This is a genomic window from Streptomyces sp. ATCC 21386, assembly GCF_018728545.1.
Taxonomy (GTDB): Bacteria; Actinomycetota; Actinomycetes; order Streptomycetales; family Streptomycetaceae; genus Streptomyces.
On the sequence record NZ_JAAVVL010000001.1, the window covers coordinates 5138268 to 5152054 of the forward strand.

Genomic DNA, 13787 nt, shown 5'->3' on the forward strand with positions numbered 1-13787 from the left:
CAGGGCGAACGACTGGTGATGGAGTGAGCACCATGGATCACGCTGCTGTGCTGGCACTGTTCGACCGGGACATGCGAGAGGGCGCCCGCCCCGACGGGCCCGGGGCCCGGATCGAGCGCGTGGGCGGGGTGGTGCGCCAGGTCGGTTCCGAGCACGGCTGGAGCGGTGTCGTCTGGTCCGACCTGGACGAGGCGGGCGCCGACGCGGCGATCACCGAGCAGATCCGGTACTTCTCCGGGCTCGGACGCGACTTCGAATGGAAGCTGTACGGCCACGACCTCCCCGTCGATCTGGGAAGACGCCTGCGCGCGGCCGGTTTCACGCCCGCTCCGGAGGAGACGCTGATGGTCGCCGAGGTCGCCGACCTGACCCTCGACGTCGAGCCGCCCGAGGGCGTACGGATCCTGCCGGTCACCGACCGCGCGGGCGTGGACCTGGTGGCCGACGTCCACGAGAAGGCCTTCGGCACGGACAGCTCCCGGATGCGCCACCAGTTGCTGGCCCAGCTCACCGGCGACACCGAGACGGTCGTGGCCGTCGTGGCGCTCGCCGGGGACGTACCGGTGAGCGCCGCCCGGATGGAGCTGCTGCCCCACACCCGTTTCGCCGGGCTCTGGGGCGGTGGCACTGTCGAGGGCTGGCGCGGCCGGGGTGTCTACCGGGCCCTGGTCGCCCACCGCGCCCGTGTCGCGGCCGACCGCGGCTACCGCTACGTCCAGGTCGACGCGCTGGCCCGCAGCCGCCCGATCCTGGCCCGTCTCGGTTTCGAGCCGCTCACGACCACCACGCCGTACGAGTACGCGGTGGGCAGCGCGGCCGCGGCCTGAGCGCCGGTCACAGGTCGAGCTGGTACTCGATCGCCGTGTGCGTCGGCCGGTAGCCGAGCGCCTCGTTGACCTGGCGCATGGGGAGGTTCTCCTCGGCGGTGTCGGTGAGCAGGGCCAGGTCCGGGGCCAGGGCGTGGGCGTGGCGGATCGCCTCCGCCTTCATCCGCAGCCCGAGACCGTGGCCCCGGTGCTCGGGCAGCACGGCCGTGCCGTAGTGCTGCCCCTCGCCCTTGCCGTCACCCGGCAGGACCAGCTCCGAGAAGCCGACGATCGTGCCGCTCGACGTGTGCACGGCGGCAACCGTGTACAGCGTGTCGCCGCGCCGCGCGATCGCCTCGGCGGCCGCCACGACCCGCTCGACGTCCCAGACGACCTGGCCGTAGTCGGTGTCGCCCATCGGCATGTCGTCCATCGCGCGACGCGAGGCGGCGTAGGTGCGGGCGAGCTCCGGCGGCACGAGGCCCGTCCACCGGGTCAAGTGGTAGCCGGGGCAGGGCTGTTCGAGGATCCGGGTGATGTGGTCCGGGTCGATCCCGGAGAGTTCGAGCCGGGCGTACGTCAGGGTCAGCACCCGGCGGAAACCACGCGCAGCGAGGAACGCGTCGCCGGGGGAGCCCCGGTCGGCCTGGGCTATGACGGCACGGCGCCGGTCCTCCCGGGCCGAGACGATCGCAGCGTCGAGCAGCGCCGTACCGACACCCCGCCGCCGCTCGGCAGGGTGCACGCGGACGTCCAGCTCCGCGAGATGGAGCTGCCCCTCCTTGGTGAACACCCGCAGGAAGGCCGTTCCCAGGGGGGTGCCGTCCTCGCCGGTCGCCAGCCAGGCGAGCCGACGGCTCGACGGGGTGGCGGCTGGGTCGGTGAGATGGGTGACGCGCGGGGACAACGGCCCTCCGGGAAGGTCGACGGGCGAACGGCGGCGCCCGGCGACGCTAGCCGCCGGGCGCGATCACCCGCAACGAGATTATGGACGTGCGCAGGCGCCCGCCGTCGGTCCCGGGCCGCTCAGCGTCGAGCCCGGCCGCGGTCGAGGGCCACGATTCCCAGGGCCGCCAGGGCGATCTGGATCAGCCACTCGATCCAGTCGACGCCGCCGGTGTCGGCCACACCGATCCCCGCCGCGATCGCACTGCCGATCAGCGCGGCGACGATGCCCACGAGGATCGTCAGCAGGATGCCGACGCGCTGCCGACCCGGTACGACGAGCCGGCCGAGCACGCCTATGACAATGCCGATGACGATGGCGCTGATGATGCCGTCGATCTCCATCTGAACTCCGCCCCTTGTCGTCGGGATCCCCGCAACCGTGCGAGTGCCCTTCGAACGCGAGTGCAGTCCGTTTCCGTTTCACCTTCTTCACGGGCCCGGCACCCATCCCGTGACGGCGAGCACCTCCGCCGCGATGTCCATGACGGTGCGCCCGTCCGTCGCGACGCGGACGGTGTCCGCCGGCGCCCGTTCGTCAAGCAGCCGTGCCTTGCGCGCGCTGCCGGTCAGCTCCCGCTCCAGCTCGGAGCCGATCTCCCGCCCCCGGAGCCGTCGCTCGGTCGTCTCGTCCGAGGCGGTCAGGAGTACCCGTACGATCCGGACATCGGCGCCCATCGCCCGCCGGAAGGTGTCCGCCGTCCCGGAGAGCACGCTCAGGGTGTTCGTGTAGACGAGCCGGCGGTGACCGAGGGCCGCGTAGTTGCCCCACACGGCGGTGAGGTTGCGCTCCACGATCGCGGCGCGCTGCGGATCGTCCGCGGGCGCCGGGTGCACCTGTCCCAGGAAATCGCCCTCGATGAGGGCGTGCGGGACCTCGGCGACCCGCAGCCGGTCGGAGATCTCCCAGCCCACGGTCGACTTGCCGACCCCGGCCCGACCGCCGATGAGCAGCACCTCGGCACGATCCAGCTGGTCCACCGTTTCCATCTGCTCCGCCGTCTCCGTCCGGTCCACCATCTCTGTCGAGCCGAGGCCGGGATGCCTCCGGCAGTGAAGGGCCCTGCGGATCGCCGCCGCCGGGTCGCCCTCGTGGTACGGCCGTTCCGAGGGCTCGATGCCGTCGAGGAACTCCTGGTAGCGCACGGCGTACGTGAGGTGTGCCAGCGGCTCGGCCAGGGCGAGTGCGCGGGCCGGGTCGCTCTGCGGGGCGTGCGTCCTCCAGGCGTCGACCCAGACCCGGACGGCCGTGCCGCGCACCGCCTCGGGGAGGAAGTCGTACAGGCGCAGACAGTCCAGTACGGGGTTGCCCCAGTGGGCGTCGGCGAAGTCCATGACGACCGGTGACCCGCCGTCGCCGCGCCAGTTGCCCGGGTGGAAGTCGGCGTGCACCAGGGTGTCGGGGAGGCCGCACTCGGCGAGCCGCTCCCAGCGGCCCGTCAACTCGCGTGCCCCGGCCCGTTCCTGTGCGGTGAGGCCGGGTGCGGCCGGTCCGTCGAGCAGGTCACGCACCAGCCCGGTCAGGACCGGGTCCCGTCGGTCCCGGAGACGTGGCGGCTCGTGGCGGGCCAGGGCGGCCTGCGCGGCGACCGTACGGCGTACTCCCGCCTCGACCGTCGCGGCGTCGGCCGCCCAGCAGTCCTCTCCCGGGACGTGCTCCAGCAGAATCCGGCGCTCGTCCGCGGCGAGGACCGTCGGGACGAGTCCCGCGTCGACGCGGGCGAACGCGGCGATGACGGCGGCCTCGTCGGAGGCGAAGGGCGGTGTCGCCTTGAGCCAGACCGGCCCCTGCCCGGTGGGCAGCCTGAAGAGACCCGCCAGGTTCCAGGTCCGCCGCTGCCGGACCGGTCCCGTCACCGGCCGCCCCAGCGCGGCCAGCGTCCGGGAGGCCCAGCCGAGCAGTTCACGCAGCCCGTCCGCGCGTGCCCAGGGGGAGCGGAGGGCGTTGTCCGTCTCCAGCAGCGCGCGCGTGCCCCGATCCGCGGGACGGAGCGCCGGGCTGTCGGACGCGGGGCGCTCCAACGCCTCGACGTGGTACGTCACATGCCCGTCGCGCCCGCCCTCACCGCCGTCGACACGCAGCAGCCGCACCACGTACACGGTCACGCCGAGCGCGCGTTCCAGCCGCTCCACGACGGGCTCGACCTCGGCCCACCACGGGACGTCGACGGGGAAGGGGCCGGTGACGCCCAGTAGGTCCGCCCCCGAAGTCACCAGGGCGCTGAAGGTTCGGCTCACGGCGACAGTGTGCGGCGCGGCCTCGACGATTGACATGCAGGTAATTACCTGCATAACGTGGGGTGTGCGATCAGAGAGCGATCCCGGCATGGACAAGGTCTTCAGGGCGCTGGCCGACGAGACCCGCAGGAAGCTGCTGGACCGACTGCACGAGCACAACGGGCAGACCCTGGGCGAGCTGTGCGCGCGGATCGACATGGCGCGGCAGTCGGTGACGCAGCACCTGGGCGTCCTGGAGGCCGCCAACCTGGTCAGCACGGTGCGGCGGGGGCGGGAGAAGCTGCACTACCTCAATCCGGTCCCGCTCCACGAGATGCAGGAGCGGTGGATCGACAAGTTCGAGCGCCCCCGGCTGAGAGCGCTCGGTGCCGTGAAACGACGAGCCGAGGAAGCCATGACCGACAAGCCCGCATTCGTGTACGTCACCTACATCGCGAGCACGCCCGAGAAGGTCTGGGAGGCACTGACCAGCGCCGATCTGACCGCCGACTACTGGGGGCACCGCAACGAGTCGGACTGGCGGCAGGGCTCGCGCTGGGCCCATGTCCGCACCGACGGCTCCGGTGTCGAGGACGTCGTCGGCACGGTCGTGGTGAGCGAGCCCCCGACCCGGCTGGTCACCACCTGGGCCTCCCCGGAGAACGAAGGCAGGGAGGAGACCTGCTCGCGGGTCACCTTCGACATCGAGCCGCACGCCGACATCGTGCGGCTCACCGTGACCCACGAGGATCTGCAGGACGAGGGCGCGCTCGCCGAGGTGTCCTTCGGCTGGCCCGCGGTGCTGTCCAACCTCAAGTCGCTGCTGGAGACCGGCCGTGTCCTGCCGCAGCAGCCGTGGGAGGTGCCTGCCCGAGGGTGAGCGGCGGATCGTCGGGCCGGGAACGGCGGTGGCCGCCCGAGGGTGAATGGCGACGGCCGGTCCGCCCGAGGGAAAACGGCGACGGCCGGTCCGCCTGAGCGGACCGGCCGCCGTTACCCCTCGCGGGCGTTCTGGTCACCCCTACGGGGTGCGGCCCCCTCGGGTGCCGCCCTTGGCCGCGACGCCGGCGCACATCAGCCCCAGCAGCAGGGTCAGGCAGCCGATGATGATGTTGTTGACCACGACCCCGGCGTCCGGGCTCTCGCCCACGATCCATGGCGAGATGATCATCCAGACACCCAGCGCGCCCATGGCCCAGCTCAGGCCGTACATCCTCTCCGGTGCGGCGGTGAAGCCGAGGGCCAGCAGTCCGATCGCGATGCCCACGATGAGGTTGTGGGGCACCAGCGCGGGCTGGCTCGTGGTGAAGTGGAGTATCCACGGGGACACGGCGCAGTACAGACCGAGCAGGAACACCGGTCCGTCCACGAGCGCCACGTCGCGACCGCCGAGCATGCGGGCGTACCGAGCCTGCATTTCGGGTGCGTCGGGGTGACTGGATATGTCACTCCTGTGTGAGACGTTGGCCATGAGTCGACTCCTTTGAACTCCGCAGGCCTGACCGCGTCTGGTGGGGTATGCGGTAAGCGCCGCGTACGTTCATTCTGCGCTTATTTTGCCTTTATGTGTAGTGGTCGGGACGGAGTGGACCATGGGGGATGACGGCCGTCCCCGAGGGGCGCCGACCGCACCTCGGGGACGGGCCTGGACGGGGCCGCGCCCTCGACCGGCAGTGGCCCGGTCGTTCGGCCCCGCCCCTTCAGCACTTCCGTGGGAAGCGGGCCTTCGGATGCACAGGGCGGCGATCTCGCCGGATCGGGCTTCGGTTCGCAGCGCTTCTGCGTCGTATAGTCGCCCGCATGGGCGCATACGGGGAGGAAAACCCTGCCGATCCGGGACTCACCAGCGGGGCTCTCGCCCGCAGGCTGGGCGTGTCGCCGACCACCTTGCGTTCCTGGGACCGCCGCTACGGCATCGGGCCCGCGGTCCGCGCCGACGGCCGGCACCGGCGCTGGACCCCGCGGGACGTGACGGTCGTCGAGGCGATGTGCCGGCTCACCGCGGCGGGGGTGCCACCGGCTGAGGCGGCCCGCGCGGCGAAGGAGGGGGCCGGGGGCCGCAGCGCGGAGGAGGACCCCGAACGTACCCGGACGCCGGACGGCGGGCCGCCCCGGCCGTCCCGCGCCGCCGTCCCGCCCGCCCCCGGGGACCTCCGCAGGGAGTGCCGGGGCCTCGCCCGCGCCGCCGTACGCCTCGACGCCCCGGCGGTGGAGGAGCAGCTGGCCGAGGCCGTCGCACGGTACGGGCTGACGGTCGCCTGGCAGGAGGTGATGGTGCCGACCCTGCATGCGGTGGGCCGCACATGGGCCTCCTCCGGGGACCGCTACGTGGAGGTCGAGCATCTGCTGTCCTGGCACGTCTCCACCACACTGCGCCGCCACACCCGGCCGCCCGCGCCCCGGGACGACACCACCGCGCCGGGACCGGTCATGCTCGCGTGTGTGCCGGGCGAGCAGCACACCCTCCCGCTGGAGGCCCTCAACGCCGCTCTCGGCGAACTCGGCCTGCCCACCAGGATGTTCGGCGCGGCCGTCCCCGCCGAGGCGCTCACCGCGGCGGTCGACCGGCTCGGCCCCGCGGCGGTCGTCCTGTGGGCCCAGGCCCGCTCCACGGCGAGCCTGCCCCTCGCCCGTCATGTCGCCGCCGCGCGCTGGGGCGTGAAGGGCGCCCGCCGGCAGCCGCTCGTCGTGTTGGGCGGCCCCGGCTGGCACGGGCACCCCGCGCCCGGCACCGTCCGGCCGTCCTCGCTGGGCGACGCGGTGGAGGTGCTGTCGGGGCTGCGGGGGCAGGTGGGCCGGTCGGAGCCCCCGTCCCCCGGCGCCGGAGCGGCCGATCCGGAGGCTGGGGAAGCGGAGCCTCGTGATCCGCAGCGTCAGGACCTGCGTCCCCGGAGGAACCGTTCCCGTCCCTCGGCCAGATCCACGATCGGCTCCGGATAGTCCAGCGCCGCACGGTCCAACCCGAGCAGCTTCCACGGCTCGTGCACCGCCGGCCCCGCGACGTCCGCCAGCTCCGGTACCCAGCGCCGCACGTACTCCCCCTCCGGGTCGTACCGCTTCGCCTGGGTGACCGGGTTGAGGATCCGGTTGGGGCGGGTGTCCGTGCCGGTCCCCGCGACCCACTGCCAGTTGAGCTGGTTGTTGGCCACGTCGCCGTCGACGAGGAGATCCAGGAAGTGCCGGGCGCCCACGCGCCAGTCGACGTACAGCGTCTTGGTCAGGAAGCTCGCCGTCAGCAGACGGCCGCGGTTGTGCATCCAGCCCTCGTGGCGCAGCTGGCGCATGGCCGCGTCGACCACCGGATACCCGGTGCGGCCCTCCCGCCACGCCTCGACCTCGTCCGGAGCGGATCGCCAACGGTCGTGCCTGGCCCGGTAGTCCACGGACGCCGCCGTCGGCCGCACGGCCAGCACCTGGCGGTGGAAGTCCCGCCACGCGAGCTGCCGTACGAACGCCTCGGCACCCGGGCCGCCCGCCCCGCGCGCCCGGTGGACCAGTTCGACGGGGGAGAGGGTGCCGAAGTGCAGATGCGGTGAGAGCCGCGAGGTCGCGTCGCCCGCCAGGTCGTCGTGCCGGTCCTCGTACGCCGCGATGCCGGACCGCAGCCAGGAGGTGAAGCGTGCGCGGCCCTCCGTCTCACCGCCGGCCGCCAGCTGCGGCGACAGGCCGGACAGCTCCGCCCGCGAGGGCGGTTCCTCCGAGCCGATCCCCTCCGGCACCCGTACCGTCCGCGGCGCGGCCAGCGGGTCGCGCAGCCGCTGCCGGGACCAGTGGCCGAAGTACGGCGTGAACACCGAGAAGTGGTCCGACGAGGCCGGTGTCACCGCCCCGGGATCCACGGCGGTCGTCACCGTCTCGTGCACGTGCAGCCGTACGCCCTCGGCCTCCAGGGCGCGCCGCAGCCGCTCCTCGCGCCGCTGGGCGTAGGCGCCGGCGTCGGCCGCCAGATGCACCTCGTCGGCGTCCGCCTCCGCGGCCACCTTGCACACCTCCTCCACCACGTCGCCGGAACGCACGACCAGGCGGCCACCCCGCTCACGCAGTCCCGCGTCGAGGTCACGCAGACAGTCGGCGAGGAACGCGAGCCGGTTGGGCACGGCGAACCCCGCCGCGGCCACGGCCCGGTCGCGCACGAACAGCGGGACCACCTGCCGTGATCCGTCGAGCGCCGCGCACAGCGGCGGATGGTCGTGCAGCCGCAGATCGGAGGTGAACAGGACGACCGAGACGTTCATGGACGGACTCCGGGGAGGGGGAGGGGGGAAGCGGACGAGGATCGAACGGGTTGGGCGCATTGGACGGATCGGATTGATCGGGCGGATCGGGCGGATCGGGTGGATCGGGCGAATCGGGCGGATGTGGAGCGGGTGCGCGCGGGCCGTGCCGCCGCGCGCCACGGCGTTGCGGGGCCAGGCCTCACCGGAGCGTGGTCGCGCGCGCCCCGCGCCCGGCGTCGTGGCCCTCGACATCACTTCCACCGCGACCGCGGCCGCGGATGCGCCCGGGGAGCATCGCCGCGCGTTCGGGTGATCGGTACGGCGACTACGCTGGCCGCGTGGCCACAGTGAACGATCCCGCTCGGCAGCCGGAGAACGACGGGGGTGCCGTCTCCGGGGCGCCGACCGACCTGCACGCCTTCGCCGTGGCGCTGCGCCGGATGAACGGCGAGATCAACCGGCTGGTGCATTCCTTCGCGGGCGACCACGGACTACACGCGACGGACGTCCAGGCGCTCGCGGCGATCCTGGACGCGGATGCGCCCATGACGCCGAAGCGGCTGCGTGCACACCTCGGGCTGACCTCCGGGGCGGTCACCGCGTGCGTGGACCGGCTGGAGCGCGCCGGGCACGTCCGCCGGGTCCGGGAGAGCGCCGACCGCCGGGTGGTCCACCTGTACTACGCGGCCGACGCGCGAGTCACGGCCCGTACCTACTTCCGGCCCCTCGCGGTGGCGACCGAGGCCGCGCGTTCCCGGTTCACCGCCGAGGAACTGGCCGTCGTCCTGCGCTTCCTCGCGGCGATGAACGAGGAACTGGGCGCGGACGTCGGCGCCGGCGCCGAGCAGTCCGGCTGAGCCGGCCCCGCCGGGTCGATCAACCCCCTGCTGAACCGGCCGAGCACCGGAACCTCTAGGATCAGGCCGCGAAGTAACTCGATTATCGAGATTGTTTTTCGTTGAGTCATCTGTTTGGGTCACTCGTCGAGGCAACTCCGCCCGGACCCTGGAGCACCATGTCCCCCACCCCACGACGCGCCCGCCGGCTCGTCCCCCTCCTGCTGATCGCCGTCTGGCTCGTGGTCGGAGGAGTCCTCGGCCCGTACGCCGGGCGTCTCGGCGAGGTCGCCACCAACGACCAGGCCGCGTTCCTGCCGCGCAGCGCCGAATCCACCGAGGTCGTCTCCGCCCAGCGGGCCTTCCGGCAGGACGAGACGCTGCCGGCGATCGTCGTGTGGACGGGCGACGGTCTCGCGGAGCGGCGCGCCTCCGCCGACCGCGTCCTCGCCTCCCTCGCCGACACCCCCGGGGTCACGGGAGAGCCCTCGCCCGTACTCCTCTCGGAGGACGGCGAAGCCCTGCGGGCAGTGGTCCCGCTCAGGCCCGACCTCGGCGACAGGCTGCCCGAGACCCTCGACCAAATCCGTGCCGCCGCCGAACGCCTGCCCGGCACCACCGTCCACCTGGCCGGTCCCGCCGCGAGCCAGGCGGACCTGTCCGACGCCTTCGCCGGCATCGACGGCCTGCTGCTCGCCGTCGCCCTCCTGACCGTGCTGGTGATCCTGCTGCTCGTCTACCGCAGCGTGCTGCTCCCTCTCGTGATCATCCTCGGCGCGGTGTTCGCCCTGGGCCTCGCCTGCGCGGTCGTGTACGCCCTCGCCGACCGGGGCGTCGTCCGCGTCGACGGGCAGGTCCAGGGCATCCTGTCCATCCTCGTCATCGGCGCCGCCACCGACTACGCCCTGCTGCTCACCGCCCGCTTCCGTGAGGAACTCGCCGACCGCGCCGACCGGTTCACGGCCATGCGGGCCGCGCTGCGGCAGTCCTGGGGCGCCATCGTGGCCAGTGCCGCGACCGTCGCGCTCGGCCTGCTCGCCCTGCTGCTCAGCGACCTCACCAACAACCGGGCGCTCGGCCCGGTCGGCGCCATCGGCATCGCCTGCGCCGTCCTCGCCACGCTCACCTTCCTGCCCGCCGTCCTGGTCGCCCTCGGCCGCGCCGCCTACTGGCCCGCCAGGCCGGGCGCCCGCACGGCCGCCGCGCGCCGGGGCGAGGGCGTGTGGCGGCGGGTCGCGAACCTCGTCGACCGTGCTCCGCGTCGGGTGTGGGCGGTGACCCTGGTCCTCCTCCTCGCCGGCGCCGCCTTCGCGCCGACCCTCACCTCCAAGGGCGTCCCCCTCGACGAGACCTTCGTGGGCGGCGCGCCTTCCGTCGCCGCCCAGAAGACCCTCGGCGAACACTTCCCCGCGGGCTCCGGCAACCCCGCCGTGGTCGTCGCGGACGCGGACCGGCTGGACCGGGTGCTCGTCGCCGCCCGCGACACCGACGGCGTCGCCGCCGCGGCGGCCGCCACCGCGTCCGGGCGCCCCGGCGGCGAGCCGCTGGTCGTCGACGGCCGGGTCCGCGTCGACGTCACCCTCGACGCGGCCGCGGACAGCGACGCCGCGAAGCGGACGGTGGCCCGGCTGCGGACCGCTCTGCACGCCGTGCCCGGCGCGGACGCCCTCGTCGGCGGCTACACCGCCCAGCAGTACGACACCCTGCGCACCGCCGAGCGTGACCGCGCGCTCATCGTCCCGGTCGTCCTCGCCGTCATCCTCCTCATCCTGATCGGTCTGCTGCGCTCGCTGCTGCTGCCGGTGCTGCTGGTCGCCACGGTGGCCCTGAACTTCCTCGCCACGCTGGGCGTCTCCGCTCTCGTCTTCAAGCACCTGTTCGGCTTCACCGGGACCGACCCGTCCGTCCCGCTCTACGGGTTCGTGTTCCTGGTGGCGCTGGGCGTCGACTACAACATCTTCCTCATGTCCCGGGTCCGCGAGGAGTCACTGCGGCATGGCGTACGCCAGGGCGTGCTGCGCGGGCTGGTCAGCACGGGCGGGGTCATCACCTCCGCGGGCGTGGTCCTGGCGGCGACCTTCGCCGCGCTGGGTGTGATTCCGCTGGCCTTCCTCGCCCAGATCGCCTTCATCGTGGCCTTCGGCGTCCTCCTGGACACCCTCGTGGTGCGCTCGCTGCTGGTGCCGGCACTGGTGCGGGACATCGGGGAGCGCGCCTGGTGGCCGGGGAGGGTGGGCTCCGGCGAGGTGGCCGACGACGGCAGGACGCCCGAGGACGGCGAGTCCGTGGGCCGCGAGGCGGCGGGTCGCCACGCCGGCCGGTGAGACGTGATCGCGCCCGGGGCGGGTCATGAGCCCGCCCCGGGCCGGTTCATGAACTCGCCCGGGCGCCCAGCGTCCGCGCCCGCCTGACGAACGCCTCGTGCAGATCCCGCGCCCCCTGCGGCACGGAGTCCGCCCTGCGGCGCTGGAGCATCAGCAGCACCCGTGTCGTGTCGTCGGCGATCGGCCGGTGGACGAGAGCGCCGCGCCGTTCGAGCGGGTCGCCGATCACGCTGAAGTCCGGCAGGACGGTCGCCCCGAGTCCTTCCGCGACCATCAGTTTGCCCATCTCGGCGCCGTCGGTGGAGTACGCGAACGCGGGATCGCGGCCGTCGAGGAGCCGATGGACGTAGCGGTGCATGACGTACCCGGAACGCATCCCGATCAGCGGTACGGCGAGCAGGTCGTCCACCGACACCGCCGCCCGGCCCGCCAGCGGGCTGTCCGGCCGGAGGACCACCACCGGCCGGCCCCGCAGCAGTTCGGTGGTCTCGAACGCGGCCGGTACGTCGTCACCGTCGAGGTGGTTGACGAGCCCGAGGTCGAACGACCCCTCCAGCAGCGCCCGTTGGATGTCGGTCTGCTGGGCCCCGACCACCTCGACCCGGGTGAGCGGGTGCTCGGCGCGGAAGTCACGGATCACCGGGATGAGCAGCGGCACGGTTGCCGCGTTGACCGTGCCCAGGCAGACCATACGGCTGATGCGGTGCTGCTCGCCCGCCGCGGCCCGCAGCCGGTCCACCGCGTCCAGCACCCCGATGGTGTGCGGCAGCAGCTCCCGGCCCGAGGCGCTCATCGTCGCTCCGGACCGCTTGCGCTCCAGCAGATCGACCCCGAGTTCACGCTCCAGATTCCGTACGGTCTCGCTCAACGCGGGCTGGGAGAGCCGTAGTTCGTCGGCGGCCCGGCGCAACGAACCGAGCCTGGTCACCGCCGTGATGTATTCCAGCTGTTCCGTTCGCACGGCAGCAGAATGCGTGCCGATTTCCGGCGTGTTCAAGGGTTTCCCTGTCACACCTTCGTGAAATGCAATGGTCCGGGATACGAGACCGGTCGGGTTCTCCTTGACGGCCGTCGACGGCGGCTGCCACGATCGACGGCATGAAGATGCGACTGGACCTCACGCGGCGACGCCATGTCGACCTCGCGCGCGTCTCCAGCGCCTCCTGTCGCGCCGCGGCCTGATCACCCTCCACGATCCGCCGCGCTTTTCCGCATTCCCCGCTGAATTCATCGCGCCCGCTCACCCCGTGCGGCATCGGCGTGTGCACGGCATTTCCGTGCGCCCACTGAATTCAGCGTGCCCGAAAACATTCCGCGACAGGAGTTCCGCATGCCCGCCGCGCCCGTGAAATTCGCCTACTGGGTCCCCAACGTCAGCGGGGGACTCGTCACCAGCAAGATCGAGCAGCGCACCGACTGGGGGTACGACTACAACCGCGAACTGGCCGTCCTCGCCGAGAACAACGGCTTCGAGTACGCCCTCAGCCAGGTCCGCTACATGGCGAGCTATGGCGCCGAGTACCAGCACGAGTCCACCGGCTTCAGCCTCGCCCTGCTGCTCGCCACCGAGCGGCTGAAGGTCATCGCCGCCGTCCACCCCGGTCTGTGGCACCCCGGGGTGCTCGCCAAGTTCGGCGCGACCGCCGACCATCTGTCCAACGGCCGCTTCGCCGTCAACGTCGTGTCGGGCTGGTTCAAGGGCGAGTTCACCGCCCTCGGTGAGCCCTGGCTCGAACACGACGAACGGTACCGCCGCTCCGAGGAGTTCATCACCGCGCTGCGCCGGATCTGGACCGAGGACCACGCCGAACTCGCCGGAGACTTCTACCGGTTGCGTGACTTCTCGCTCAAGCCGAAACCCCTCAACACCCCCGAGCGGCCCCACCCGGAGATCTTCCAGGGCGGCAACTCCACCGCCGCCCGCGCCATGGCCGGCCGGGTCTCCGACTGGTACTTCTCCAACGGCAAGGACTTCGACGGGGTCGTCGAGCAGATCGAGGACGTCCGCAAATCCGCTGCCGAGGCAGGCCGTACGGCACCCAGCTTCGGCCTCAACGGGTTCCTCATCGCCCGCGACACCGAGGCCGAGGCCCGCGACACCCTCCGGGAGATCGTCGCCAAGGCCGACATCGAGGCCGTCGAGGGATTCGGCGCGGCGGTGAAGCAGGCCGGGCAGTCCACGGGCGACCGGAAGGGCATGTGGCAGGACTCCGGGTTCGAGGACCTCATCCAGTACAACGACGGCTTCCGCACCGGCCTCATCGGCACCCCCGAGCAGATCGCCGAGCGGATCGTCGCCTACAAGCGGCTCGGCGTCGACCTCTTTCTCCTCGGCTTCCTGCACTACCAGGAGGAGGTCGAGTACTTCGGCCGGCGGGTGCTGCCGCTGGTGCGCGAACTGGAGGCCCAGCTCCCCGAGTCCGTCCCCGCCCAGGTCTGAGG

At 72.6% G+C, this 13787-nt stretch carries 13 protein-coding genes and 1 pseudogene; 7 read left to right on the plus strand and 7 right to left on the minus strand.

Features of this window, described 5'->3' with window-relative positions; genetic code table 11:
* Positions 1 to 32: 32 nt before the first annotated feature.
* The gene (locus GWK25_RS21890; RefSeq protein ID WP_215452232.1) at positions 33 to 827 is read left to right on the plus strand and encodes a GNAT family N-acetyltransferase; all 795 of its coding nucleotides are present in this window, start codon (positions 33 to 35) and stop codon (positions 825 to 827) included.
* Between the two features lie 7 nt (positions 828 to 834).
* On the opposite strand, the gene GWK25_RS21895 is transcribed toward GWK25_RS21890, so the two are convergent.
* The 4 genes and pseudogenes from GWK25_RS21895 to GWK25_RS21910 all read right to left on the minus strand — a co-directional run.
* Complete coding sequence (locus tag GWK25_RS21895) at positions 835 to 1713, minus strand: GNAT family N-acetyltransferase (RefSeq protein WP_215452233.1); 879 nt, start codon at positions 1711 to 1713, stop codon at positions 835 to 837.
* Between the two features lie 119 nt (positions 1714 to 1832).
* Entirely contained in the window at positions 1833 to 2096 is a 264-nt protein-coding gene (locus GWK25_RS21900) for a GlsB/YeaQ/YmgE family stress response membrane protein (RefSeq protein ID WP_215452234.1), read from the minus strand.
* Between the two features lie 87 nt (positions 2097 to 2183).
* Positions 2184 to 2723: a hypothetical protein gene (locus GWK25_RS21905; RefSeq protein ID WP_215457496.1), complete on the minus strand. Its 540-nt coding sequence runs from the start codon at positions 2721 to 2723 to the stop codon at positions 2184 to 2186.
* A gap of 246 nt (positions 2724 to 2969) precedes the next feature.
* A pseudogene (locus GWK25_RS21910) lies at positions 2970 to 4187 on the minus strand (aminoglycoside phosphotransferase family protein); the annotation flags it as partial.
* Here GWK25_RS21910 and GWK25_RS21915 point away from each other — a divergent pair.
* Positions 4078 to 4848 (plus strand): metalloregulator ArsR/SmtB family transcription factor, encoded by a 771-nt coding sequence (locus tag GWK25_RS21915; RefSeq protein WP_215457497.1) that lies wholly within the window; start codon positions 4078 to 4080, stop codon positions 4846 to 4848. The pseudogene GWK25_RS21910 and the gene GWK25_RS21915 overlap by 110 nt on opposite strands.
* A 141-nt stretch (positions 4849 to 4989) precedes the next feature.
* On the opposite strand, the gene GWK25_RS21920 is transcribed toward GWK25_RS21915, so the two are convergent.
* Positions 4990 to 5439 (minus strand): SPW repeat protein, encoded by a 450-nt coding sequence (locus tag GWK25_RS21920; RefSeq protein WP_215452235.1) that lies wholly within the window; start codon positions 5437 to 5439, stop codon positions 4990 to 4992.
* Positions 5440 to 5768: 329 nt separating this feature from the next.
* Here GWK25_RS21920 and GWK25_RS21925 point away from each other — a divergent pair, with 329 nt between their 5' ends.
* Positions 5769 to 6908: a MerR family transcriptional regulator gene (locus GWK25_RS21925; RefSeq protein ID WP_215452236.1), complete on the plus strand. Its 1140-nt coding sequence runs from the start codon at positions 5769 to 5771 to the stop codon at positions 6906 to 6908.
* Here GWK25_RS21925 and GWK25_RS21930 read toward each other — a convergent pair.
* Positions 6842 to 8203: a deoxyribodipyrimidine photo-lyase gene (locus GWK25_RS21930; protein WP_215452237.1), complete on the minus strand. Its 1362-nt coding sequence runs from the start codon at positions 8201 to 8203 to the stop codon at positions 6842 to 6844. The genes GWK25_RS21925 and GWK25_RS21930 overlap by 67 nt on opposite strands.
* Positions 8204 to 8523: 320 nt before the next feature.
* Between GWK25_RS21930 and GWK25_RS21935 the strand changes: the two genes are divergently transcribed.
* Together GWK25_RS21935 and GWK25_RS21940 are read left to right on the plus strand one after the other, a co-directional pair.
* Complete coding sequence (locus GWK25_RS21935; protein ID WP_374200631.1) at positions 8524 to 9042, plus strand: MarR family winged helix-turn-helix transcriptional regulator; 519 nt, start codon at positions 8524 to 8526, stop codon at positions 9040 to 9042.
* A 158-nt stretch (positions 9043 to 9200) separates the two neighbouring features.
* Entirely contained in the window at positions 9201 to 11345 is a 2145-nt protein-coding gene (locus GWK25_RS21940) for an MMPL family transporter (protein ID WP_251828972.1), read from the plus strand.
* A 46-nt stretch (positions 11346 to 11391) separates the two neighbouring features.
* Here GWK25_RS21940 and GWK25_RS21945 read toward each other — a convergent pair whose 3' ends face one another.
* Entirely contained in the window at positions 11392 to 12306 is a 915-nt protein-coding gene (locus GWK25_RS21945; protein ID WP_215452238.1) for a LysR family transcriptional regulator, read from the minus strand.
* A gap of 143 nt (positions 12307 to 12449) precedes the next feature.
* On the opposite strand from GWK25_RS21945, the gene GWK25_RS44790 reads away from it, so the two are divergent.
* Both GWK25_RS44790 and sfnG read left to right on the plus strand, forming a co-directional pair.
* The gene (locus tag GWK25_RS44790) at positions 12450 to 12527 is read left to right on the plus strand and encodes a putative leader peptide (RefSeq protein WP_351405193.1); all 78 of its coding nucleotides are present in this window, start codon (positions 12450 to 12452) and stop codon (positions 12525 to 12527) included.
* A 148-nt stretch (positions 12528 to 12675) separates the two neighbouring features.
* Positions 12676 to 13785: a dimethylsulfone monooxygenase SfnG gene (gene sfnG, locus GWK25_RS21950; protein WP_215452239.1), complete on the plus strand. Its 1110-nt coding sequence runs from the start codon at positions 12676 to 12678 to the stop codon at positions 13783 to 13785.
* The last annotated feature ends 2 nt before the right edge of the window (positions 13786 to 13787 follow it).